Source organism: Candidatus Pantoea rara (assembly GCF_051136265.1).
In the GTDB taxonomy this organism is placed as follows: domain Bacteria; phylum Pseudomonadota; class Gammaproteobacteria; order Enterobacterales; family Enterobacteriaceae; genus Pantoea; species Pantoea rara.
This window is the reverse complement of the sequence record NZ_CP194944.1, coordinates 79,784-103,278: the sequence shown is the minus strand read 5'-3', so window position 1 is coordinate 103,278 and position 23,495 is coordinate 79,784. Positions and strand designations below refer to the sequence as shown.

Below are 23,495 nucleotides of genomic sequence, written 5' to 3'. Positions count from 1 at the left end.
ATCTCCGTTTAATTATGGCTTTCTGCCTGCCCAAATAACTGCTCTGCGGTGACTTCGCTGAGCTTACCGTTATTTAACAGGACGATTTTATCGGCACTTCGTATAGTTTCCGGGCGGTGTGCAATGATGATTCGGGTAATCTTCATCTGCTTAATTGCGTTGTTGATCTGCGCTTCGTTATAGATATCCAGATGACTGGTGGCCTCATCCAGCACCAGGATTTGTGGATCGCGATAGAGCGCGCGCGCCAGCAGGATACGTTGCAACTGGCCCCCCGATAAAAACGAGCCCATATCGCCTACCAAACTTTGATAATTCATCGGCATTTTCATGATATCGCCATGAATCTGAGCCACACGGGCCACGCGGGTAATCTTTGCGTGGTCGGGCTCGTTGTCAAAGAAGCTAATGTTCTCGCTGATTGAGCCTGAAAAGAGAATGTCATCCTGCATTACGCAGCCGATGCGGTTACGATGATGTTCAAGTCCCGTCTGAGTGATGTCCATGCCACCCACGGTGATCGTGCCTTCTTCCGGGTGCAGCAGGCCAAGAATAATTTTGGCCATCGTCGTTTTACCCTGGCCGGATGGCCCCACAATGGCAAGACTCTCACCTGCTTTAATCTCCAGATTGGCACCATCGACAACCCAGGGTTCAGTCGGCGCATAGCGAAAACGGATATTGATAAGCTTGATATCCTGCGGTACGTCTGGCTCATTGTCGGTTTCCTTACCTGCCAGACCAGGATTGCCTTCAGAACTGGCTTCTGTTTCAGAAAGAACAATATCGGCCAGGCGTTCACCATGCATTCTCAGCATACGGAAATCGATGATGGCATTGATCAAACCCGAACCACGACTCATGAATTGATCGGAAAAGCTGATAAAGGCGGTCAGCATACCGGCAGAGAAATTGCCATCCAGGACCTGTAGCGCAGCAAGCCAGACCAGCACCACCCGACCCACTGAGGTCAGCAATCCCTGAGCCGAACCAAACAGGATATTGAGCTTCTGTAACACGATGCCTTTATTGGTGGTATCCACCAGAAAGTTCATGTAAGCCGAGAGTCGGGGCACCTGTTTATTATTTGTTTTGACCGCCTGGATCCCGCGCAGCGTTTCAAGCAGAGAAGATTGGGTTCGGGCCGAGCTGATGATTTGTTCCTCATTAGCGCGGCGAACCGGATCGTAGGCCATGAAGCGCAGCAGTGCATAGGCGAGAAAAAGTCCAATGACCAGCCACGCCAGTTGCGCGTTATAAATGAAAAGCATGACGACCGTGACGATTGACATGACACCGTCCAGTACGGTGCTGATAAAACGGGATGTCAGCGTACTTTGAATCGTATTAAGCGAACCGTAACGAGAGAGAATGTCTCCGACGTGGCGTGACTCGAACCATTCCAGCGGCAGCTTCAACATATGATGGCAGACGTTTACGGTCCACTGCACACTCAGCTGGCTCGAGAACCAGCTCATGACCCACGACCGCAGGGCTGTGACGATAGTCTGAAACAGGGCGATCATGATAAAGCCCACACCGAGCAACGACAGCAAAGAGTAGTCAGCCGAAACGAGCACCATATCCATAACCCACTGCATAAAGAAGGGGCCGAGGACGCCGAAAAGCTCCAGTGCGATTGAGAGGATAAGCACCTGAGCAAAGGCAGACTTTACGCCAGTCACGCTGCCCACCAGCTTCATCATGGAGATGCTTTCTTTCTCTTCTTTTACTTCAAAGGTGGAAGAGGGAACCAACTCCAGCGCGACGCCGGTGAAGGCAGTCGATGCTTCTTTAAATGTCAGTTCTCTGATCCCGCGCGCAGGATCGTGAAGAGTAATTTTATTGCCACGTACTTTCTTCAATACCACAAAGTGGTTCAGTTCCCAGTGCAGAATGCAGGGCATGCGCAGTTTAGACAGCTCTTCCATTTCCACTCGCAGTGCGCGGGAAGTCATGTTGAGTTGTTGTGCCATAGCGATGACATCAGCCAGTGTGGCGCCTTTGAGTGATGTGGCGAACTGGCGACGTAACGTGATCATGTCGATCTGATGACCATGATAATTAGCCACCATGCCAAGACAAGCCAGCCCGCACTCCGTTGCCTGTGACTGACGAATCATCGGTAAGCGGTTAAACCATTTAAAATTGAGTTTCTCTAATAACAACACAGAACAGACCTTCTAAATCAGAGAGAAATTTTGTGTCCCAGCGCGAAAATCGGCTCCAGTACCCATTCATAGAGACGACGTTTGTCGACAATAAAGTCGGCATCCAGCGCCATACCTGGCTTAAGTTTTTCATTCTGCGAATAAGCAGAAATAGTTTGTTTATCCAGAGAGACCAGTACCCGGTACTGCTGTTCCTGAATATTGTTTTTACCGGTTAAGGTGGTGACTTCCTGAGGAGAGAGGGCCGTTCGCGAGACCTCGAGCACCCTGCCATATTGCTGACCAAATTTTTGGTAGGGGAAGGCCTTATAACGCAGTACGACACGCTGACCTGGCTGGATAAAGCCAATGGATTGCGTGTTGACCATGATGCGGGCAACAAGATTGGTGTTATTGGGCAGAATCGCGACGGCCGACTGGCCGGCGTTCAGCATCTGACCATTTTTAACCATGATCAAGCCGACATAACCACTTTTCGGCGCACGAAGCTCAATGGATCGGCGCGCTTCATTTTCTGCCAGTGATTGACGGTTATCTGCCAGTTGACGTTCGATATCGTTACGTTTTTTCTCATCATCCAGCGGCTTTTCATGCAGTTGCTGCTCAGCCTGAACAATTTTTTGCGACGTATCCAGCAGCTGACGCTGGTACTCCTGGTAACGCGCCTGGCTGTCGAGAAGATTTGATTCCTGCTCTTCCAGTTGACGGTTTGAGGCGTACCCCTCCAGGTGCATTGCGTTGAGTTTATCCAGTTGCAGTTTTACTAACGCCACCTGTTTGCGACGGTGTGTTAGCTGTAGTTTCAGCTGTTCCCGCTGAAGTTTCAGACTGGCGATGGTGTCGGATAACCCTTTCATTTCGACGTCATGCAATTTGGCTAGTGTCTGAAGATCCTGCTGAAGTCGTTCCCGCTGACCCACCAGATTTTCGGCGATAACCTGACGAGTCTGTCCTATCTGCGTGGAGACTTCTGACGACAACACCATAAGCACATCATCTTTTTTGACCCGCTGTCCCTCTTTAACCGGAATATCCACCACTGTTGCGCTAACAGGAGGCGGAACGATTAACATGCCATTTTCAGGCAGCAGTTCACCGGTAGAGGATTCATATTTGGTGTAGCTGCCAAATATGAAAAAGAGGGCAGTAACAGCAGTAATAAAAATCACCACGGAAATAACAAGCCAGCGATAGGGTGGACAATAAAGTGCCACGATGCCCAGGTTACCCCGGTTAGCGGCATCAAGTGCCTCCTGGCGGAAGAGTGACTGTTCCATTTATTGATTCATCATGATTAAAGGATTAACGGCACTGAAAGAATTTCAGCATGTCGGGTGATAACGATCCGGTGCTTTGTGCCAGATTGATCAGGGCGTTGAGATAACTTAAACGGGCTTCAGCCTGGTCTTTGAGTGCGGCGTAATATTTTTGCTGGGCATCCAGTTCGTCGTTAACCGTGCGGAAGCCCATTTCCCGTCCATACCGGACCGACACAACTTTTTCACGTGCTGAGTCGACCGCATTCTTCTGAGCACTGATTAAGGCTTTGCCATTGGTCAGGCTCAGCCATGCAGAGCGGGTATCGGTTGCTGCTTTGCGTTGCGCTTCCATCGTGGAATATTTTGCCGCCTGACGACGATAGGCCGCTTCAAAAGATTGTGAAACCTGACTGCCGCCAGCAAACAACGGAACAGATACGTTTACGCCGTACTGCAGGTTATTACTCTTTGAGTTCGTCCCAAAAATCGCGTCATACAGGATATTGTCGTCGTCGTCGTTACGGCTCCAGTTCTTGCCATATCGCGCATAGAGTGAAACCACTGGCATGTGCGCGCCATCAGCTGCCAGCACATCTGCGTCTGCCTGATCAGTCTGAAACAAGGCAATCTTAATATCGCTGTTACGTTGCTGGCTGGCATTGATTGCCTCAGTCAGAGAAGAATAGGGCGATGCTTTAAGACACTGGAAATTAACTGGCTCTATACTGTCCGGGCTGATACCGGATAAACGGCGAAATGCCTCTCCTGCCAGCAATAGTTGATTACCGGCCTCTATTTCCTTAGCTTGTGCAAGCGCGTAGTTAGCCTTTGCCTCATCCAGTTCCGTACGGGTATTCTGCCCATTGATTAAACCGGTCTGAAGTTTTTGCTGTTGTTGGTTAAAATTATGGCTGGCGGCTTTTGCTGCCTGCAAAACTTCCTGTTGATATAGCACCGTAAAATAAGCATTGCTGATGGAATTAAGTAACTTCTCTTCAGCCTGTTTTGCCTGTGCTTCAGCAGTGTTGGCAATAGCAACACCTTTACGCCATCCGGCATATTTACTCATATCAAACAGTGGCTGTCGGACGCTAAGATCGTAACTATGGTTAGTTACCCCACTCTGATATTTTTTATCAGGCTGTTCCTGACGATCCCAGTTTCCTTCCAGTGTTAATGTTGGCAGCATTCCAGCCATACCCTGCCAGTATTTTTGTTTATCTGCAGCACTGGCCATTTGGCTGGATTGTAATGCAGAGTCATAGGTCAATGCAGCCTGAGCAGCTTGCTCGAGGCTGGTTGCCAATGTGCAAAATGGAGCACAGGTTAGTGCCAGCAATGCAATGTTCAGATTATGGGATTTCATGATTTTCGCTATATATAAAAATCTTTGTGCAAGGGGGTTAAATGAGTTTCTGTGCAAAAACATACTTAATCAAATCTGTATTTGACTGGAGCTGAAGTTTACGCATGGCGTTATATTTCTGCGTTGCAACGGTGCTTATGCTGCGTTTACGCGCTTTTGCTATGTCCATCAGGCTATATCCAATGGCGAATAAGCGAATGACCTCTACTTCTGATGGCGATAAAAGTGCCGAATCTGCAGGTGCAGAAAAAACAATTTTTTTCATCTGTTCTGAGTAGTATATTCCTGAATTAGATGAGCACACCCAATTGAATGCCTTGACCAGATCACGAATGTCATCTCGTTTGTGCACAATGGCATTAACCGGGATTCGTAATAAGCCTTTCAAAATAGCCTGGCTGTTTTGTGCAGTGAAAACAATAATTTTTAAGTTCTGATTTTGCTTATGTATCTGCTCTATTTTCCGTACTCCATTGACATCATTACCCTCAAGATTAAAGCAAAAGTCCGTTATTAATATGTCTGGGGCATCCTCTTTGAGGATAGGAAGTAAATGATCGCATTCAACCGGATAAGCAAAAATATCAAGTTCTAAAAACTCGTTTATGAGTATGTTTTGAATGGAGTGAAGAATAAATGGACTTTCATCAGACACACCAAGTCTAAGCTTGTTTTCTTTCCCGAATTTATACACAGACAATCCTTTTCTGTAGATAAAATTTGAAGAAGGGCTCTGCAGAGCCCTGCTAATTACTGGTAACTAAGCGTGTATGTCGCTACCGCATTTGCTGTGCCAGGATTTATTTTCGCTGCTGTCTGATAATAACGCGCATAGAGGGGCACCGTGATTAAAGCAGATGAGAGTGGGTAACTCGCAATGTTAAACGGTGTTGCGAGTGCAATTGGTTGCTGATTTTCATTAAGAATTTGTACCCCGACACCACTGGCCGTCGAAGTTGTATTAAGCGCGACTACGCCAGCCTCTGAGAGTCCACTGGACGCATCACCATCGAGCTGCATCATAACGTCAAATGTCCCTGATAGCAGAGCCTCACAGTTCAGCCGAATATTAAACGCTGTCGTAGCGCTGGTCTGGCCTATTCCTGAGCCTAAGCCACTGCTGGGGTTGGTGGTGTAGCTGCCCAATGGTACTGGTAGATTGGTATTACCCGCGACTGAGCAGGTCTGATCTTTTACAGTGAAACCTGTTTTGATATTGGTGAAGTTAAAGGTCTCATCGGTACCTTTTACTAACGAACCAACATCAAATGGGTTCACATAGCTTTTGAGGTAAGTCGATGGCGTCATAGTATTGGATGTCTTTACAATTTGATAAGGTACGTTCAGAGAGACATCCGTATAGGCACCGATGGTTCCGCCGCTGGTTAAAGCATATGTGCTAATCTTTATACCGGTTGGAATACTTGCTACTTCGGTACCCATCTCACCACCATAGCCGGTATAGAGTGTTAATCCATAGCCGAGAGCATTCTCTGGTATCGCCTTACGTTTAAAATAAACTTCGCCGATCAACCCAGCTGCATACTGCTGCAAATTGCTCAGCGCGCATTGGAAGTTAGCCGTTGCTGTGCCGCTATAAACAATTGTGCCCACCGGCACAGCGGCTGAAATGTTGATGCCTAATGATTTCACGTCAACCAACGAACGCGTGGTCGTCATTTTACACATCAATGTCACATCGGTTGATGAGCCCGCAGCATTAACGTTAAAAATAGTCATCAGTATCAGACTTATTGTTAATAAAACAGAGCCAGTGAGGCGCATTATTTTCTTTCCTGATAGTAAACACATGATGTCACCTCATTAACCCTGATTATCTTTATTATCGGTATTGGAAGCGTAACGAACTGGCTGCATTGGATCATTGCTGCAGGTTGTCGTTAGTCTTGCCAGTGTTTTATTGTCACTGGACTGAATTGATCCAGACTCAAGGTTAACCAGGCAATTATCATTTCGCGTTTTCCCCCATGAAACATGAAGACGACTGACATCTTTGTTTATTCTGACGTAAATCTGGCCACCCTGTGAAACCGTCGTCACCAGATTGCCATTTTCGTCATTCACTGACGCACCAAAAGGTAATGCATTACCATCAGGCTGATTCGCCCTTATTAATAGTGGTTTCCCCTTAGTGGTTTTATAATCCAGTCTGACCACTGCACCTTCAACTGGAATAACACGCTGTTGGGTTGATTCCAGCTCAACGTCAAGCGGAATACCCTTAGGATCAATCGCCAGCTCATTTATTCTGTACGGATTCAGATTGGGTACAATTGCTCTGCCGCTTCCGTTTAATACTATATTTGGATAACCGAGTACCCTTGCACCTTCAGCATCATCTGCTGTCACCACGGCATATGTAGTCGACTGATAAGCACTAAAGTTAATGCCATCAGGCAGGGCAACCACGGCTCCGCTGGCGCCGCCAGAAGCAGAATAGTAGTTCTCTCCCTGGGTATATGACGCTGTCAACATGCTGTAAGGCGAACGATATTGTCCACTTACTGAACCTGATTTTTTATTATCAATGTCGCGTGCGGCACCTACGTTATAACTGTATTGGTCATATTCACCCAGGACACCGTTAACGGCGGTTTGTGCCGTCACGCCTTCTTTATTATGCGTGGCACTTGCTGTTACATAATTTTTACTTTCGCTACCAAGTGGTATTGAGAGGTCCAATGAGAGTTGGGTATCGTGTCCGCCTGTTGAATATAATAATCGGTTTGCTGATAATGTATAGGATACGCGACCAATTCTATTATTATAGCCTAATTGAAACTGGGTGTTTGTACCGACACTTTCCCAATAATTTTGAACGAAACCAGTAAGATAGATATTCCCATATGAATCTCCAAAATTTTGGCTGGCAGTCAATGAAAAGCGTTGTTTAGGACGGGATAGATAATTTATTCCATCACTTTTGTTCTTCTTGTAATAATTATTAATTTGCAAAGCATTGTCATAGCTGTAATAGCCGGAAGAAGAAAATCGATACGCGGCGAGTGTAAAGTTCGTATCAGTCTGGGGTACTTTTTTACTGTAAGTTGCGCGATAGCTCACGCCCTGCTTTTTCTCATTGCCATATTTGGTCTGAGCCCCGGTGACATCAAGAGAGATAGCGCCTATGGGTAAACCAAATGCACCGCCTAGCAGCGCCGATATGTAGTTATCTGATCCCAGGATACCGGTATAGCCCGTCAGACTGTTGGTAAAACCATGTTGGATGGTGCCCTGATAAACAGAAGGCGTATAGGCCATATTGTCTTTACGCGATACACCACCCGTCACAGAATAAAACGTCATACCGGGACGTTTCAGTCTTGTCATGGCTGCATAGGGCACAGAAAAACGGGTTTCGCTGCCATCCGCTTCTTTTACCGTAACATCTAAATCACCACCGTAACCGGTAGGGTAGAGATCGGTAATGTTAAAAGGACCCGGTGATACCGTTGTCTCATAAATTTTACTGCCGTTTTGCGAGACGGTTACCTGAGCACTGGTACGGGCAACACCCCGAATCTCAGGTGCGTAACCCCGTTGCGAATCAGGCCACATTTGATCAACTGTCGATATTTGCGCACCGCGAAATGAGAGAGTATCGAAGAGTTCGCCACTGGTGTTTCCTTCACCTAAGAGCAGACGTGACTTCAGTTGCGGGATATCACGCTGAACATAGGTGTTAATTGCATTATAATTATGTGATTCATCACCTTGCTGGCGTCGCCAGCTTAATGAGCCGTCATGGCGGAACATCCAGCCACCCAGGTTAAAGCCTGCCAGCGCTCTGCCATAAAAAGAATCATATTCACGACCGTCGTTAACAGAACGGTAATAGTTAGTGTCATAGTTGAGTGTAAATGCCGTTTCACCTTTATCCCAGAATTCGGGTGCGACATAACCACGTGCTGAACGCAGGAGGTATATCTGTGGAATGGATATGTCCATCTGCATATCCGCAGAGTTAATTGCAGCATGACTTTCTCTGACCACCTCTTCAAGGGATATACACTGTTTACCCGAACGTAATTCCTCAGCTTGTTCAGAACTGAAAACGGTGTCTTTGATTGAGAGACTTTTTACCAGATCATAGGAAAGACAGGCCTTGGTACCTGTTCCTTCACGTACAACCTGAACATTTTCACGACTGATTTGACGACCATTTAAAAAAATATCCAGCGTATACACGCCAGGATCAATAGGGTTACCTGTTGCATAGCGGGCAACATCTACTTTTACCCCCGGCAAGTTTTTTACAAAAGATTCATCAAAATCATAAGCACTCTCAGCAAACGCGGCTTGGGTTGCTGCGGCCAAAAAGAGCGCCATAAATGATAGATATAAATCTCTGCCAGTTGGTTTATTTGAACGGGTCATCCTTGCCATCATAATTTCCCCTGGTTAATTACCAAAAGTTAGTCGGTTATTTTACTTTCAACCTTACGTGCAGCACCAAAATCGTCCAGATACTGATAGTTAAATGTTGTTTTTATTTGACTTGTGTTCATGCCTTTCATCAGGAATTCTTTTTTCTCGCCTGGTGCCAGCATTTCACCTTTTTCACTGACTAATTTATGACCTGCGTTATCTTCAGCATTAATCTGTGAGACGTTAACGTAGAAAGGTGAGTTGTTCATTGCGGAAAGGGTGTTAATTTTTTGACCGTGACGCCATACCAGTCCTGACGCAGCTTTATTTGCCTGCGCTGTATCGAACTGAACCGGACGATAGAATATTTTGATACGACTTCGGATCGCCATTTGCAACTGATTCTGATTAGACAGACTTTTAACACGAGGGGGAATATCCAGAACGTTAAGCCAGAAAACAGACTCTTTGTCGGCGGGCAGACTGGCACCAGTAAATACAATGCGTAACGTTTGCCCTTTGTTAGCCTCCATGCGGAAAACAGGGGGAAGTAAAACAAAGGGAACATCAATTTTATCTACGGCTTCATTTTGATTTCCGCTGTCAATCCATGCCTGGACCAGCGCGGGCTGATCGCCCCGGTTATCAAGTCGAACGGTAACCTCTTTCTCAGAAGCTGGATAGATTACCCGGGTGCCAATAATCGTCACGCTGGCAAATGCAGACGACGTCATTGCACAGGTTAGCAGGCAGGATAGTAGAAAGTTAACGCTTTTTTTTTTCATGATTTTAACAGGAATGATGAAGAGGAAGAGAGGTGAGGGCATTGCCCCCACCCTAATCAATTACAGGTAATTGATTGAATAATTTACTGTTGATGCAACACTACCCGCTGTTGCAGGTGCAGTAGCGTAGTATTGAGCTGAGTACGACAGAGTACCTGCACCCGCTGTCAGAGCCACAGTTTTAGGTGCAGTAGACTGCTCAGTGCTACCTGCATTGATGGCCACATTAGCACTGTCCAGCAGTTGCAGATCAACACCCGTTGCCGTTCCGGTATTAGTCAGACGACCATTTGCATTAACACCAGCGCCCTGCTCAAAGTAAGCGTAAACATTACCTGTTTGGGCCGAGCAATCGCTCAGTGACAGAGTGAAACGGGTGTTGCCCGCAACAGAACCAGCCGCGTCCAGGACACCAGCAGCAACTTTTGGCAAGGTAACGGTGGCAGTGCTGCCTGCGCCGTTAACGCTTACGGTACAGGTCTGAGATGCAATGGTGCCGGTGAAGTTAATGGTGCCATCTGAAGCTTCTGCTGCATTAACCTGAGCTGCAGCCAGCAGCAGACCCATAGCAACCATAGATACCTTTTTCATATACTTTCCTTTGTATAAAATAATTAACATTTTTATTTTTGAACTTGTGCATTTAAATGCAGCCGTTCATTATGCCGATAAGGGTGACGCTCTTATCAGAAAATCAGACGATCAGCATGCCGAACGCGACTGCGGCGACAATACCTACAATACCCATACCAAAAGCGTTACCACTGATTGGGTTTGCTGCTGGCACTGAGTCCGGCCGAACCCATTCAGTTTTCTCAGTTGACGTTGAGCTGTCACCTAATCCCCTGAAAAAATCCAGGATTAAAGATGTAAGTGAGCCGCCGCTAACCCCTTCGATTTCTTTAGTGTTTAATTCTCGCATGGTACTTCCTTATGCTTTAATTACCGGAGCAGTGGCATCGAATTGGTTTTCAACAATCTGATTGAACCAGCCCGCAGTTGAGTCCCAGCCATTGATTGCGCCATAAAGTGCACCATCAACCAGACCAACAACGGCACCGACAACCAGGCCGACGCCAGCAGAGATAATGCCTGCACCAGCAATGCCACCAGTGCTACCGCCGCTCATAGCCCACTTCAGACCGAAAGACGTGATACCAGTAACGCTACCTACTGCGACCGAACCAATAAAATCAAATAAACCTGCGCCTGAAACGTTTTGCATTTCAACAGATGTTAACTCTCTCATTTATATCTCCAATATTATTCAGTTGTTCAGATTATCAGTATTGAATTTTTAAAATGCCGCTCCAAGCGAACGGCGCTATTAGATTCGGTGACCATAAAAAATAAAATAGTAAAATATCCATAATCGATATTCTGTGTAATTTTTAATAGGTAAGAAAGTTTTATTTCATTACATGTTATTTACATTAATGGTAATTTAGGTAGGCAGGGTAAACTTAGCTTCAGTGCCAGTACATTATTTCTGGCATTATTTTCGGATGTCCTGATTGGTAGTGCTACTACCATTTTCAGGTGGTAAAAATGATACTCACTCAGTCGTGTGAGGGTTTTTCAGGTAATTCACATTCTTTCCTTAGAATAGTCGGGTTCTGACGAAGATCGCTTCATATGCAATCAAAGGTAAAAACCAGCCACACAGAATAATTCACACGTTTGGATTTTAAACCTAAAATATTTTAAAAAACAGAATATAAAACTATATAATAATAACTTTGCGATTTAAATGTCTGCTATGGGGATCATATGGTTTAATTTATGTCATCAGATTATGGTTCTTTTATTTTTAAGGAGAAATTAACAATGATTATATTATGAATAGTCATGTGACTAATATTGCAAATTTTTCAAATGTTACACTGTATTTTCTTGTTTAATACCGTGGTTTTATAACATTTGTGTTCATATGGTTATGATTGATTCCTTTTTTAAGAAAAAAGTTATAACACTATCAATAAGTCTCTACTTATTAGTTTGATGTACTGACTAAAGGACTTTAAAACGGTGAAATATCTGGTTGTGATGTCATTGGTTGGCATTATTCTCCTCCTTTTTGCATGTTTGTGGTGTTGAATTTTATCGCAATGGTTTTACTATGGTAAAACCAACAACGACCTCTTCTATGGCTTACATTGGAGAGAAAGCCAGCGATCAGAAATACACCAGGCGAAAAAAGAGAGACTATAACAAACGGATTTTTGCTAATTTTTCTACTAATCACTAACTTCGTGTCAGTTAGATTGAGTTAATTATTATGTATAGAGTGACTGAAAATCATGAGCGGATCATTGATGCGCTAGCCGGGTACACCCAGGTTGCTAATCCAGATGAGATTTCACGCGGTAAGCGTCGTTACCATCTTACTAAAGATAATGTACGCCGGGTTATGTTCATTCTTGATGGTGATTTCTTACTGAAACTAAAGAGCGAAAATAAAGTATTGAATATCGTGTCGGCCCCCTTTGTTGTCGGTGTCACTCCGGCACTCGATGAACCTCCTGTCTATCTGGAAAGAATCGATTATGGGAAGGTCAGTTTCATCGATTACGATGTGTTCTGGCGATTAGTATTTGAGAAGGATCTCTTTAACGATGCCATGTCTATTCTGTCTGGTCAGTACTCAGACCTGATGAACTACATTCAGCTGCCCAAGAATAACTCACATGATGAAGTGATTTCTTTAATTGGCCGCTGGGGAAAATTGCCACCTCATCTTAAGAAGCGATTTTCGGCTCTTTTCCTGATTGAAAATAGTTCTCATCTTTCAAAAAGCTCCATTTGCAGAGTGCTGAAAGAATTAAAAGATAAAGGTGAGCTGTCTTTGGTAAATGGCAAATTCACCTGATTTATTTATTTAACTTTTGAGATGCTTAAGGGAAAAATGGATTTTAAAGTCGTTTGTACAAATGAGAATTACTTCTTTCGGCTGGGCATCTCCAAAATTATTGAAGAGGCACTGTTATCTGATACGCCAGTAGAATTCTTACCTGCCTATGACGCGAAAAATTTATGTCAGGCGGACTTTATACTGATTAGTGTTGCACAGTGGCGCCTTTATATGTGTCAACCTGCCTATCGGGATCGGAAGCCTGGTGGCATTTTAATGGTTTTTGTTGAAAGCATTGAAGACATCACTACTGATCATTTGCCTCTTTGCTATCGCTCTTTGATTATCATTCCGCGCACTGATTCTGTACGTGATATTTCAGAAAAAATTATCCGTTTCTGGCTGGGAAGACAGGGAAACGTTAGAGGATTTGTCTCCACGGATTGCTCGAATTGCGATTTTGCGCGTATTACAGTAGTCCAGTTGCAGGTGCTAAGTTTTCTGAAGAAAGGGTATAGCGTGGGGCAGACAGCTAAACGCCTGAATCTTTCAACTAAAACAATTTACGCACATAAATACAATGTTATGAAGAAGTTTTCGATAAGTGGTGATATGGCCTTTAACGCCTTCATTAATGATCTGACTTTGCTTGAGCTTTATAAGGGTGTTATTGATTTTGCATAATTTTGAATGCTGATTCACCCCATAGGCGAGTCGATCTGCGAAATAAAGAGTTAATTCAGATGCCCGGATTTTCTGTGATGCATGATGGCATGCCCAGGCTACCCTCTGGCAGCTAAGCGTTGAGAGGTTTTTGTGAGAAAGCAACTGCGGAAAAAAGATAAATCACTAACCATCCCTTTTAAAATGGTAATCGCAATCATGTCAGGGATGATTTTTTTATTATCTATTTATATTTACAGTAACTATTTTGTTGCTGCACACGTATTTCATCTTCACGATGCATTTCAGTCAGGCGTGGATAGCTGTAATCCTTCTCAATCTGTGCGGATACTCAAAGAATCGCACACACGTAAGCAGAAATTCCCCGGGCAACATTGCGCGTTATTATCTGGATCGCTAAAGAGCTTTTGAATCACCCCACTTGTGCGATAGTGGCTTTCAACCATAATCGGTGTAGGGGTATGACGTTTGTGCCATTGACTCTTGCAAGCGATAAGGTATTTGTAACTTCCGATAAATTAAGACAAGTACAAAGTCAGCGTCGCCGCTGGCTTTTTCATGATCATTTCAGCATATAAGAACGGCCTACATTGATTTAGCTGTAGCTATCATCAAGGGTAACGTCTTCCTCTCGCTGGCTTTCGACAACAGCAGCATAACTGAGCATCGGCAACATACCCATTCCACCGGCCAGCATCATTGCTTTTACGAGTTTTTCGATCAGTCGGGAGAGCCAATTGAACAGTGGGCGCTGTTTCACCGCGATCATCTGCACTAAATTATTCCCATTCGCCTGCAGACACACCGGGTAAAGAGTCAGGCGAATGCAAGGAGTATAAATACTAGATTCTAGCTGTTCTCACCTGAGTTCGGCCTTTATTTCTCTACGTCGCAGCACTCCTCCTCATGTTGTCGCCACTGTCTGCTTTCCTGACATAACGGGCTTTTACAGCCTCACTCAGACTAAAAGCGTGCAAAGGTCGGGCGTGTCATGTCTGCCTGACATCGTCTCAAATGATAAACATCATGAATAATATTCAGGGATTTTTTTTGGGAACGTCTGCGCTGATGTTTAAATAATCATATTTATGAGCGTTGCATTAGCAATTTATTCAACGTTGAGCGAAATAATAAATTAAATTTTCATCCAAACGTGTGATTGTTACATTATTTTGAGGTCATTTTATAATTCTGTACTGATGGGCATTTTGCGGTATATTAAACAATGAATAACATTCATTTTATTTTGGTTATGTTTTTTTATTTTCATATAATACAGTTAGTTATAATCTTAATGATGCTTAAGTAGTGTTATTTTTTGATTTATATCAATATTGCTGCTGAAGCCCGATTTAGCTAAAGATTGCCGTAATGATACTATTTATTTATTAAATAATATTTCTTAAATAATAATAGTATCGTGAGGGTAATCCATTGAAGCATTTTGGAAGCGCAGCGCTGTGCTGTACATTTTTTATCTGCACTAAATCCTATGCGGGCATCATGCGACACGATATTGATGTACAGGAGTATCGTGATTTTGCTGAAAATCTGGGCAAGTATACGGTAGGTGCCACCCATATACCTGTCTATAAAAAAGATGGCTCTTTATCGGGAACTCTCGACTTTCCTATGCCAGATTTTGGCGGCGTTTCCTCGCTGGGATTTTCGACGCTGATATCACCCTCTTATATTGTCAGTGTGAAACACAATAGCGGTTACAAAACAACCTCATTCGGTAATGGCGCTCAATACGCTGCTACTTACAGCCTTATTAATCGTAATGAGCTCACCTCTGAAGATTTCCATATGCCACGACTCAATAAAGTGGTCACGGATGCTGCTCCTTATGACACTGTTGTGAAAGCAGACTTTCTTGCAAACTACAAATCACGTTATGCATGGTACACCCGGGTAGGAGCAGGGAATCAGGAACAGATCAATGACGATCAAACGGCGAGAATACAGGTCTCGGGCGGTTATAACTGGAAGTCTGGCGGAACTATCAGTGCCGATAACGTGCGTCAAATATCCTACGACACATATTTGCGTTATTTTAATTTGGGTCCTGATGATGTCGGTACGACCCCTCTTTCTATTGGCACCGGTGGGGCAGACAGCGGTAGCCCGGTGTTTGCCTGGGACGAAGTGGAGCAGCGGTGGAAACTGGTCGCGGTTCACGTAGGTTACGATCAGGATAATAGCCTTTATCGCAGGCGGGCTGTGGCGGGATATCTGCCGGGTGATTTTATTGCTTCGGTTCAGGAAAAAAGTATCTCGCCAGCTATCACAGATAGTGATGTAAACGAGGCCATTTACTGGGATAAAACAGCGCTTAGCCAGGCTGATAATACCTGGTCATGGCAGGGGCTGGCTGATAAATATCAGAGTGTGGCCCCTTCTCAGGCAACCGCCGAAGAACTTGATGCGACTAAAGATCTCCGTTTCAACGGGGCTGGCGGACTTATCACGCTGAATGCACCAATCAATATGGGCGCAGGCAAACTTCAGTTTTCCAATAATTACACTGTAACCTCGGCGAATGGTGTCAATGCAACCTGGGCTGGCGGTGGTATCGAAGTTGACGCAGATAAAGAAGTCCTGTGGCAGGTAAATGGATTGGCCAATGATGCCCTGCATAAAATCGGCATGGGTTCACTGCATATTAATGCCGTGGGTACTAACCCGGGTTCGCTGAATGTGGGAGAGGGTACCGTTATCCTCGATCAGCAAGCTGATAGCTCAGGAAAAAAGCAGGCTTTCTCTTCTGTAACTCTGGTTAGCGGGCGGCCAACGGTTGTGCTGAACGATGAGAGTCAGGTTGCCGCTGACCAGATCTATTTTGGCTATCGCGGTGGCCGGTTAGATTTAAATGGTAATGCGCTTAGTTTTAAAAAGATCAACCATACCGACAGTGGTGCGACGCTGGTAAACAACAGCGATAAGCCGTCAACCCTCAACATTACTGGCTATACCGCCGCAGACGTCCCCTTTTATAATTATACGGGTAGTAACCGTAAAGGCACACCAGGCAATGTCTATGTGTATAGCAACCCATACACAAAAGATACCGAGTATTTTCAGTTAAATACCTCCGATTACGGTTATTTCCCGACTGATAAATCTTCGACAGCGACCTGGACTTATCTGGGCACTGATGCCGATGAAGCCATTAATTATCGTCTGACACAGCTGAACGTTCAGGTATTCCGCGGTTTCCTGGGTGAAACGCTTGAGAATGCGTTGAATGGCGTGATGAACGTTAACATTCTGCCACGCAACGCCACGGCGATCACGGCGCTGACCGGTGGCATGAACCTGAATGGTGACCTGAATGTCAATAGTGGCACCTTGGTCCTTTCAGGTCAGCCCGTCGCACATGCCGGTGGTCTTGTCATTGATGACGACTGGAACACTTCACTGTTCAAAGCCGATCAGATCAATGTTGGCACCGGTGCGCATTTCCAGGTGGGAGAATACGCGGGTGTCAAAGCGAATATTGTCGCCGCTGAATCTGCAACCCTCTCTCTGGGATACAACGACAGCGCGCAGGCAGGGGAAAAAAGCTGGCGTTGCTATTCTGCCATCTATTCTGATGATCTGTCCTGCAGCCAGCCAGTGCGAAGCGCAGACGCCCTGGCGCTGCTGCCCGCCAGTGAAGTGGAAGGCGATGTTCAACTGGCAAATAACAGTTCTCTACATCTGGGCAAGGTGAATTATCAGGGTGCTGTGACTTCTATCGGTAGCAGCCTTATGACGCTGGGTACTCATGCGAACTGGACGATGACCGGTAACAGCAACGTTACCGCGCTGTTGGCTCAGCGTGGCTCAACACTTTCGATGATTCCTTCAGGCAGCTGGAGCGCAAAAACGCTGAGCGTTGATTCACTGGATTCGACCGGCCTGAATCTGATGCTGGGCGTCAAACCGTCAACACTGGAAAGCGACAAACTGATTGTAAAAAACTCGGTGAGTGGTGGCGACAACGTGCTGGACGTAAGTCTGCTGGTCGGCAGCAAAGAGCAGGTTTCGCTGACCCAGGATCTGGTAATGGTTGATGCACCCGCTGGCACCTCACACAGTTATTTCGCTTTCGCAGACAGCTACAGTGGTTTCAGCGTTTACACCCCAAATTATCAGGTGAAAGACGATAACGACCGCGTTTTATGGGTGTTGGAAAGTAACAAATCGGCTGAACCTGTACCTGAAGTGACGCCTGTACCGGAACCAGCACCTGTGCCAGAACCAGCACCTGTGCCAAAACCAGCGCCTGAGCCAGAACCAGTACCTGTGCCACAACCAGCGCCTGAGCCAGAACCAACACCTGTGCCACAACCAACACCTGTGCCTGAGCCACAACCAACACCTGTGCCAGAACCGGCGCCAATGCCAGAGCCGACCCCTGTACCGGAACCAGCGCCTGTGCCGGAACCAGCGCCTGAGCCAGCACCTGTGCCAAAACCAGCGCCTGAGCCAGCACCTGTGCCAAAACCAGCGCCTGTGCCAAAACCAGCGCCTGAGCCAGAACCAACACCTGTGCCAGAACCGGCGCCAATGCCAGAGCCGACGCCCACACCGGAAGTGACGCCTGCACCAGAAAATCCGGCGGCTGACCAGGCTGCTGCAGAGGAAGAAAAAACTGACGCCGAAGCAAAAGCGAAATCAGAGGCAGAGGCCAGGGCAAAAGCCGAAGCTGAAGAAAAAGCCAAAGAGGAAACAGCAAAAGCAGAAGAGGAAGCCATAAATCCGACATTCAACCCGGATGACTGGTTCTCTGTTTACGACAACCTGCCACTCATCCAGCGCACGCGTGCCTTAATCGCCTCGCGGCAGTATATTTTCAGTGAAGCGGTCAGCCAGTTGCATAACCGCACTGACAGTCTGCGCGCCTCGCCAGAAAGCAGCGGATCATGGGCAACCATCGAGCAGAGAAAAGGGCATTTTCTGGGGATGAACGCTAACCAGCAGACACTGAATGTGGGATGGGATACGCGCAGAGAGACGCAAACAGTGGGGATCAGTGCCAGTTATACCCAGGGAGAGGTTAAAGGGGGAGGCCGTGAAAAGCATCGACTGGCCACTGTAGGGGCTTACTACTCCTGGCAGTCTGATGCCGGGTGGTTTATTGATGCAGCCAGTCGTTATATGTACCTCAATCAGGAGATATCGCTGGATCCTGCACTGCATATTAATGGCGTGAAAAAGGAGAGTCAGATGCTGGCTGGCAGCCTGCGGACGGGGTATCAGTTCGGTCTGTCTGACGATACGCTGTTTATTTCACCTTACGTGGGAGTCAGCGGTGGCGTCATGTCCGGCTACACACTCAAAGGGAATGACGCAGAAGTTTCGCTGAGTTCAGCGACACCTTACTTTACGACCACCGGCATTATGGCGCAGAAACGCGGACTGGGTGTCTTGCTACCAAACGTAAATCTGAGTGCGAGTATTGAATATCAATATTCGCCAGGTAAAAACGGATCAACCACAACGCTTTCCGACCGTCATTTGAATCGCCGGTACAGCGCCTGGTCTGATAATCGTTATCGCAGCAGTGTGGGGCTGCAGGGTGTCATCACGCCTGACCTTTCTCTTATCGCGAAAGTTGATACCAGTTTTGGTGGTGAGTTTAAAACCGATTACAGCGGCCAGGTCGGTTTCGCCTTGCGCTTCTGATATCGTTTAATAACAGAGCATCATGGCCAGGCTGCGATGATGCTCTGTTTATTATCGAGTGGTATTGTTCATCAGCCATCGTCAGAGATATCTCATCTGAAAGATCGAATAATATCCCACCGGAGTGCGAACGCTCGAAAAATAAGTTAATGTTTTTCAACCCTCCGCCGTTTTACCGGTTTAGCATACCAGTCTCCATACTTCAGAAGGGACTTCACTGTAGGTCTCGTTCATTATTATTTCGGCTTTGCGATGATCATATGCGCCTTCAAAAGATGAGAGATCGTCAGAAGGAAGTTTTTTACGCATATAGCTTGTTACGATATCCAGGATATCGGTTGATGGGCAATTTCTTAACTTATTCAGATAATAGACTTTTTTCATAATTTTTTGCTGAAGTTAACCTGTAGAAATGAGCTTATGCGCGGTCTTAACTTTACTAAGCTGACGCGCAGTGATGTCGACGATGCCAGAAAAAGATATCCGTTCCTGACAACAGATATACGTGTGCCCGTGCGCACGGATGTGTGATGTCGCCTCTGACGGTTCACTGTCCCGACTAAGCGGAAGGCTAAAAAAGCTGTTTTGCTATCTTAAGGTGCTCAGGGTTTTTTATGTTTACTTAAATATTATTTTTATGCACACACCTGCCGTAATCCCATACCAGATTGAACAGATAGGCATAGACCAGAAAAAAAAGCACCAGTCCACATTCCAGTTTCAGCGCGGCGAGTAGCGTAATATTCAGCCACCAGGCTGCAAAAGGTATCAATATTAATAACAGACCCAGCTCAAATAAAATGGAATGGAGGCACCTCATTCGCCAGTCTTTTTTAAATCCTTTTCGTAACTGAACGCTGTCAAATATCAGGTTGAACAGATAGTTCCACCCCATTGCCAGCGTTGATGAAACGATGGTCAATAATGCCGATTGCGAAGGTGCTGCTGAGGCAAGAATAATCAGAATGATGAAAACCAGTACATTAGCGATGACTTCGAAGAGAACGGCATGCAGCACTCGCTCTGTGGTTGTACGTACCGGGGGTAAATAGTGTTCCAAACCTGGATCTCATTAATCAGTCAGGCACCGTTGAGGGTGCGGAATAATTTCAGGATAACCCTCTGGCCAGGACGCTTATATTCACCTCTCAGTTAGCCGGGACCAGAGTGGTTAATCTGCTATGTTTTTCGCTGCACGCGGTGCTGGTCTGACGGATTGGAGGCGATGATAACAATCCTGAAGCGGAGTGGAATATTAAAATAAAAAATTCCGTGTATATAGATTTATATTTTAATATTTAGATGGTAAGCAGGCATAAAGTCTGCCTGTCGGCAACATGTACCGTTCAGACGCGATGGCGATCCGGAAGAGCAGAGCAGAGTAGAGTTGATGCTGCCTGAGGTTAACCGCGCGTTATCCGCAGGGCCATCCTCTGACACTTAAAACAGATTTAAGCAGCCGGGCCACCGCTGAAATGTGCGATCTGACGGTTTACCTCATATTGAGTTCTCGGCGGTATAAATCATGAAGTCCACTTTACCGCTGGCATACTCATCGGGTTTCACCCCATGCTCCAGATAATTCAGCATCAGCTGCAGGGCGATTTGAGCATGTTGCCGGGTATTCTGGTCCAGCGTCAGTGCAACGCTCTGCTGCGCCATTAACGTGCGGGTGGTGGCGTAAAGTTCATGAGTGATCCAGATACACTTATTCTGCAGACGATGTCGGGCAAGTGCCTGACCAATCTCGGTGTTTCCCAGGCCGGTATTGTAAATTCCCTGCAGATTGCCGCTCTGGATAAGCTGCTTCTCCAGTAACTTACTGAGGGTAGCGCGATTTTCCTGAGCGGCAAGAACTTCACGAAGCTGAAGGTGCGGATATCGTTCAGTAATCAGCATGCGAAATCCTTCAATGCGCTGACGATGCGCGCTGTAATCCCTGTGCCCACTGACCATCAACACCTCCCCAGGCTGATGCAGCATTTTACCCATCAGCTGAGCGGCGGTGCGTCCTGCCTGCAACTGATTAATTCCCACATGACAGAGCCGCGCGGCAGCGGGCAAATCCGTGACCAGCGAGATCACCGGGACGCCACGCCTCTGGCAATGTTCCAGCGCCTCATAGATTGCTGGATGCTCATGTGCAAAAACGATCAATCCATCCCGCGTTACAGCCCCCTCCCGGATGAGCCTTGCCAGTCGCTCAGGCTGTGCTTCAGGCACAAAGGTGCGATGCAACGTCAACCGGCGATAGCCCAGATGCGAGGAGAACGCCGTAAAATCCTGCGCCAGTTGCTTAAAGAAAAACGAGTCATTGCTGCTCAGCAGCAGTTCTATCTGCCACGGATGACGATGCTCCTCAGGCAGGGCCCGCTTCAGGCCGATTTCCCGTGCTGCCTGCAACACCCTGTGAACCGTTTCCGGCGCGACGCCGCCACGTTCATTAAGGACCCGATCCACGGTTGCCAGCCCCACTCCTGCCCGCCGGGCGACCTCTTTCAGCGACATAACGATCTCCTTTGAGGTAAACACCTCAAAACACCATGCCGTGAGTGTAAAACGCAGCGCTATTCTGCTGATGCAGCTTTCTGCCGGACTATGATGGAGTTCAAATAAATGAATAAAAAGCAATGTGTTGCCCTGCTGGGATGTGGCTTTATTGGTGAAGTTCATGCCGCGAATCTGCAGGCGCATCCCGGAGTTGAACTGGTGTGGGTGGCGGATGCGGAACCGGTGCGTGCTTCCGCTTTTGCGACTCGTTTCGGTGCCCGGGCCGCGTCTGTCACTGAGGCGATAAATGATACGCAGATTGACATGGTGTTGATCGCCAGCGCAACGCCGACCCATGCCGATTTGCTGGAAGCCGCTGCCCGTGCCGGTAAAGCAATCTATTGTGAGAAGCCGGTCGATCTCTCTCTTGAACGCGCCCGTAAGGCCGTGGCTAATGTCCTCCCTTACAACGTGCCGGTCACGGTGGGGTTTAATCGCCGTTTCGATGTTAGCCACCAGCAGCTGAAGCAACAACTTCGGGAAGGGCGGATAGGTCCGCCGGAACTGATTCAGATGGTCTGCCGCTCCTCGACCATGCCGCCGCTGGCCTATCTTCAGGCGTCCGGGGGTCAGATGCGCGATCAGGCTATTCACTTTTTCGATCTGCTGCGCTGGCTGACTGAAGAAGAGGTGACAGAGGTGGCAGCCATGGGAGCCGCGCTGGCTCTGCCTTCGATCGATGAATTTGCCGATGTTGATACCAGCACATTGCTATTGCGGCTGCAGAGCGGGGCGCTGGCGCAGCTCGATAATACCCGCCGCACCGGCTATGGCTACGATGAACGCATCAGCGTGATGGGACCGCACGGAATGCTGGAGTCATCTACTCAGCTCCAGCGCGGCGTCACCTGCTATCAGGGTGCGCAGATTCAGCAGCCAGGGTTGCTGCCCGACTGGTTCAGCCGGGTGCAGCCAACCTATTATGCTCATCTGGATGCATTTATTCGCTCGCTAAACGGTGAGCAGATAGCGGATCTGCCAGGCCTGGAGGATGGTCTGAAAGCACAGGCGATTGCAGAAGCTGCGGTCATCTCTCTGGCGGAACGGCGTTTCTGTCAGGTGGAAAAGCACGTGTTCTGATGCGGCGAGGCACCTGACAAAAAATAATTTTATTTTTATCGAATAGAAACCGGCGCTGAGCTGTTTACCGTATAGCGCCGCGATAGCGGACTGAATCCCGCAGGCTTTACCATCTGCTCCCCAGCCCCGATAAGGATAAATTATGACAACGCGTTCTGGTCTTTCTCTGTTTGCTGTTCCTGCCCTGATGCTGATGCTGCACGCTCCGCTGAGTATGGCGATGGGTGACAATGACAGTGAGAAAAAAACGCCTGACTGCCCCAAAGGTCAGGTCTATGACAGCCAGACTAAAAGCTGCGTGCCCGAGAAAACCAGCAAGCTGAGTGACGACGATAAAACGCGCTACGCTTATCATCTGGCGAAAAAGGGCGAATATCAGGCGGCACTGAACCTGCTGGATACGCTTAACAACCCGGATACCCGCGAAGCCTGGAACTATCGTGGCTATGCCACCCGTAAACTTGGTCGCACGGATGAAGGTATTGGCTATTATCAGCGCGCCATTGCACTCGATCCCCATTACGCTAAAGTGCGTGAATATCTGGGCGAAGCCTGGATGATTAAAGGGCGTCCCGATCTGGCGCGCGAACAGTTAAAAACGATCGCCGGAATCTGTGGTATCGATTGCGAGGAGTACCGCGATCTGCAGGCCGCGATAAATGGCCATCCCGAGGTCTGATGCGGCAG

General features: G+C 47.0%; 19 protein-coding genes. 5 read left to right on the top strand and 14 right to left on the bottom strand.

Annotated features, from left to right (window positions below; translation table 11 throughout):
• Nucleotides 1-8 precede the first annotated feature (8 nt).
• The 10 genes from ACR8BF_RS21160 to ACR8BF_RS21115 all read right to left on the bottom strand — a co-directional run bounded on the left by ACR8BF_RS21160 (nucleotide 9) and on the right by ACR8BF_RS21115 (nucleotide 11,219).
• Nucleotides 9-2,171 carry a peptidase domain-containing ABC transporter gene (locus ACR8BF_RS21160; RefSeq protein ID WP_313537120.1) on the bottom strand — a complete coding sequence of 721 codons (2,163 nt, stop codon included), beginning with the start codon at nucleotides 2,169-2,171 and terminating at the stop codon, nucleotides 9-11.
• Nucleotides 2,172-2,188: 17 nt separating this feature from the next.
• Nucleotides 2,189-3,448: an HlyD family secretion protein gene (locus tag ACR8BF_RS21155; protein ID WP_314985710.1), complete on the bottom strand. Its 1,260-nt coding sequence runs from the start codon at nucleotides 3,446-3,448 to the stop codon at nucleotides 2,189-2,191.
• A gap of 25 nt (nucleotides 3,449-3,473) precedes the next feature.
• Nucleotides 3,474-4,796, bottom strand: a complete 1,323-nt coding sequence (locus ACR8BF_RS21150) for a TolC family outer membrane protein (RefSeq protein ID WP_434746234.1) — start codon at nucleotides 4,794-4,796, stop codon at nucleotides 3,474-3,476.
• A gap of 37 nt (nucleotides 4,797-4,833) precedes the next feature.
• A complete protein-coding gene (locus tag ACR8BF_RS21145; RefSeq protein ID WP_434746233.1) occupies nucleotides 4,834-5,490 on the bottom strand; it encodes a response regulator in 657 nt (218 codons plus the stop codon).
• A 56-nt stretch (nucleotides 5,491-5,546) separates the two neighbouring features.
• Nucleotides 5,547-6,581 carry a fimbrial protein gene (locus ACR8BF_RS21140; protein ID WP_434746232.1) on the bottom strand — a complete coding sequence of 345 codons (1,035 nt, stop codon included), beginning with the start codon at nucleotides 6,579-6,581 and terminating at the stop codon, nucleotides 5,547-5,549.
• A gap of 39 nt (nucleotides 6,582-6,620) precedes the next feature.
• A complete protein-coding gene (locus ACR8BF_RS21135) occupies nucleotides 6,621-9,206 on the bottom strand; it encodes a fimbria/pilus outer membrane usher protein (RefSeq protein WP_434746231.1) in 2,586 nt (861 codons plus the stop codon).
• A gap of 26 nt (nucleotides 9,207-9,232) precedes the next feature.
• The gene (locus ACR8BF_RS21130) at nucleotides 9,233-10,012 is read right to left on the bottom strand and encodes a fimbrial biogenesis chaperone (protein WP_434746230.1); all 780 of its coding nucleotides are present in this window, start codon (nucleotides 10,010-10,012) and stop codon (nucleotides 9,233-9,235) included.
• Between the two features lie 18 nt (nucleotides 10,013-10,030).
• The gene (locus tag ACR8BF_RS21125; RefSeq protein WP_179899085.1) at nucleotides 10,031-10,561 is read right to left on the bottom strand and encodes a fimbrial protein; all 531 of its coding nucleotides are present in this window, start codon (nucleotides 10,559-10,561) and stop codon (nucleotides 10,031-10,033) included.
• 103 nt (nucleotides 10,562-10,664) lie between these two features.
• Entirely contained in the window at nucleotides 10,665-10,892 is a 228-nt protein-coding gene (locus tag ACR8BF_RS21120; RefSeq protein WP_179899084.1) for a hypothetical protein, read from the bottom strand.
• Between the two features lie 9 nt (nucleotides 10,893-10,901).
• Nucleotides 10,902-11,219 carry a hypothetical protein gene (locus ACR8BF_RS21115; protein WP_313700725.1) on the bottom strand — a complete coding sequence of 106 codons (318 nt, stop codon included), beginning with the start codon at nucleotides 11,217-11,219 and terminating at the stop codon, nucleotides 10,902-10,904.
• A gap of 1,029 nt (nucleotides 11,220-12,248) precedes the next feature.
• On the opposite strand from ACR8BF_RS21115, the gene ACR8BF_RS21110 reads away from it, so the two are divergent.
• Both ACR8BF_RS21110 and ACR8BF_RS21105 read left to right on the top strand, forming a co-directional pair.
• Complete coding sequence (locus ACR8BF_RS21110; RefSeq protein ID WP_434746229.1) at nucleotides 12,249-12,839, top strand: helix-turn-helix domain-containing protein; 591 nt, start codon at nucleotides 12,249-12,251, stop codon at nucleotides 12,837-12,839.
• 36 nt (nucleotides 12,840-12,875) lie between these two features.
• Nucleotides 12,876-13,505: a helix-turn-helix transcriptional regulator gene (locus ACR8BF_RS21105; RefSeq protein WP_434746228.1), complete on the top strand. Its 630-nt coding sequence runs from the start codon at nucleotides 12,876-12,878 to the stop codon at nucleotides 13,503-13,505.
• 595 nt (nucleotides 13,506-14,100) lie between these two features.
• Here ACR8BF_RS21105 and ACR8BF_RS21100 read toward each other — a convergent pair.
• Nucleotides 14,101-14,280 carry a hypothetical protein gene (locus tag ACR8BF_RS21100; RefSeq protein WP_434746227.1) on the bottom strand — a complete coding sequence of 60 codons (180 nt, stop codon included), beginning with the start codon at nucleotides 14,278-14,280 and terminating at the stop codon, nucleotides 14,101-14,103.
• Between the two features lie 728 nt (nucleotides 14,281-15,008).
• Between ACR8BF_RS21100 and ACR8BF_RS21095 the strand changes: the two genes are divergently transcribed.
• Nucleotides 15,009-19,178, top strand: coding sequence for a S6 family peptidase (locus tag ACR8BF_RS21095; RefSeq protein WP_434746226.1), 4,170 nt, complete (start codon nucleotides 15,009-15,011; stop codon nucleotides 19,176-19,178).
• Between the two features lie 180 nt (nucleotides 19,179-19,358).
• Here ACR8BF_RS21095 and ACR8BF_RS21090 read toward each other — a convergent pair whose 3' ends face one another.
• From ACR8BF_RS21090 to ACR8BF_RS21080, 3 genes are all read right to left on the bottom strand, one after another.
• Entirely contained in the window at nucleotides 19,359-19,562 is a 204-nt protein-coding gene (locus tag ACR8BF_RS21090) for an Hha/YmoA family nucleoid-associated regulatory protein (protein ID WP_179899078.1), read from the bottom strand.
• 238 nt (nucleotides 19,563-19,800) lie between these two features.
• Complete coding sequence (locus ACR8BF_RS21085) at nucleotides 19,801-20,238, bottom strand: PACE efflux transporter (RefSeq protein ID WP_434746225.1); 438 nt, start codon at nucleotides 20,236-20,238, stop codon at nucleotides 19,801-19,803.
• Nucleotides 20,239-20,675: 437 nt separating this feature from the next.
• Nucleotides 20,676-21,686: a LacI family DNA-binding transcriptional regulator gene (locus tag ACR8BF_RS21080; protein ID WP_434746224.1), complete on the bottom strand. Its 1,011-nt coding sequence runs from the start codon at nucleotides 21,684-21,686 to the stop codon at nucleotides 20,676-20,678.
• Nucleotides 21,687-21,794: 108 nt separating this feature from the next.
• On the opposite strand from ACR8BF_RS21080, the gene ACR8BF_RS21075 reads away from it, so the two are divergent.
• Together ACR8BF_RS21075 and ACR8BF_RS21070 are read left to right on the top strand one after the other, a co-directional pair.
• The gene (locus tag ACR8BF_RS21075) at nucleotides 21,795-22,808 is read left to right on the top strand and encodes a Gfo/Idh/MocA family protein (RefSeq protein ID WP_434746223.1); all 1,014 of its coding nucleotides are present in this window, start codon (nucleotides 21,795-21,797) and stop codon (nucleotides 22,806-22,808) included.
• Between the two features lie 142 nt (nucleotides 22,809-22,950).
• Nucleotides 22,951-23,487, top strand: a complete 537-nt coding sequence (locus ACR8BF_RS21070; protein ID WP_434746291.1) for a tetratricopeptide repeat protein — start codon at nucleotides 22,951-22,953, stop codon at nucleotides 23,485-23,487.
• Nucleotides 23,488-23,495: the final 8 nt, after the last annotated feature.

Coding starts and splice junctions, on each gene's coding strand:
- ACR8BF_RS21155 (WP_314985710.1), bottom strand. CDS start 3,448: ATGGAACAGTCACTCTTCCGCCAGGAGGCACTTGATGCCGCTAACCGG.
- ACR8BF_RS21150 (WP_434746234.1), bottom strand. CDS start 4,796: ATGAAATCCCATAATCTGAACATTGCATTGCTGGCACTAACCTGTGCT.
- ACR8BF_RS21140 (WP_434746232.1), bottom strand. CDS start 6,581: ATGCGCCTCACTGGCTCTGTTTTATTAACAATAAGTCTGATACTGATG.
- ACR8BF_RS21135 (WP_434746231.1), bottom strand. CDS start 9,206: ATGATGGCAAGGATGACCCGTTCAAATAAACCAACTGGCAGAGATTTA.
- ACR8BF_RS21130 (WP_434746230.1), bottom strand. CDS start 10,012: ATGCCCTCACCTCTCTTCCTCTTCATCATTCCTGTTAAAATCATGAAA.
- ACR8BF_RS21125 (WP_179899085.1), bottom strand. CDS start 10,561: ATGAAAAAGGTATCTATGGTTGCTATGGGTCTGCTGCTGGCTGCAGCT.
- ACR8BF_RS21120 (WP_179899084.1), bottom strand. CDS start 10,892: ATGCGAGAATTAAACACTAAAGAAATCGAAGGGGTTAGCGGCGGCTCA.
- ACR8BF_RS21115 (WP_313700725.1), bottom strand. CDS start 11,219: ATGAGAGAGTTAACATCTGTTGAAATGCAAAACGTTTCAGGCGCAGGT.
- ACR8BF_RS21110 (WP_434746229.1), top strand. CDS start 12,249: ATGTATAGAGTGACTGAAAATCATGAGCGGATCATTGATGCGCTAGCC.
- ACR8BF_RS21105 (WP_434746228.1), top strand. CDS start 12,876: ATGGATTTTAAAGTCGTTTGTACAAATGAGAATTACTTCTTTCGGCTG.
- ACR8BF_RS21095 (WP_434746226.1), top strand. CDS start 15,009: ATGCGACACGATATTGATGTACAGGAGTATCGTGATTTTGCTGAAAAT.
- ACR8BF_RS21090 (WP_179899078.1), bottom strand. CDS start 19,562: ATGAAAAAAGTCTATTATCTGAATAAGTTAAGAAATTGCCCATCAACC.
- ACR8BF_RS21080 (WP_434746224.1), bottom strand. CDS start 21,686: ATGTCGCTGAAAGAGGTCGCCCGGCGGGCAGGAGTGGGGCTGGCAACC.
- ACR8BF_RS21075 (WP_434746223.1), top strand. CDS start 21,795: ATGAATAAAAAGCAATGTGTTGCCCTGCTGGGATGTGGCTTTATTGGT.
- ACR8BF_RS21070 (WP_434746291.1), top strand. CDS start 22,951: ATGACAACGCGTTCTGGTCTTTCTCTGTTTGCTGTTCCTGCCCTGATG.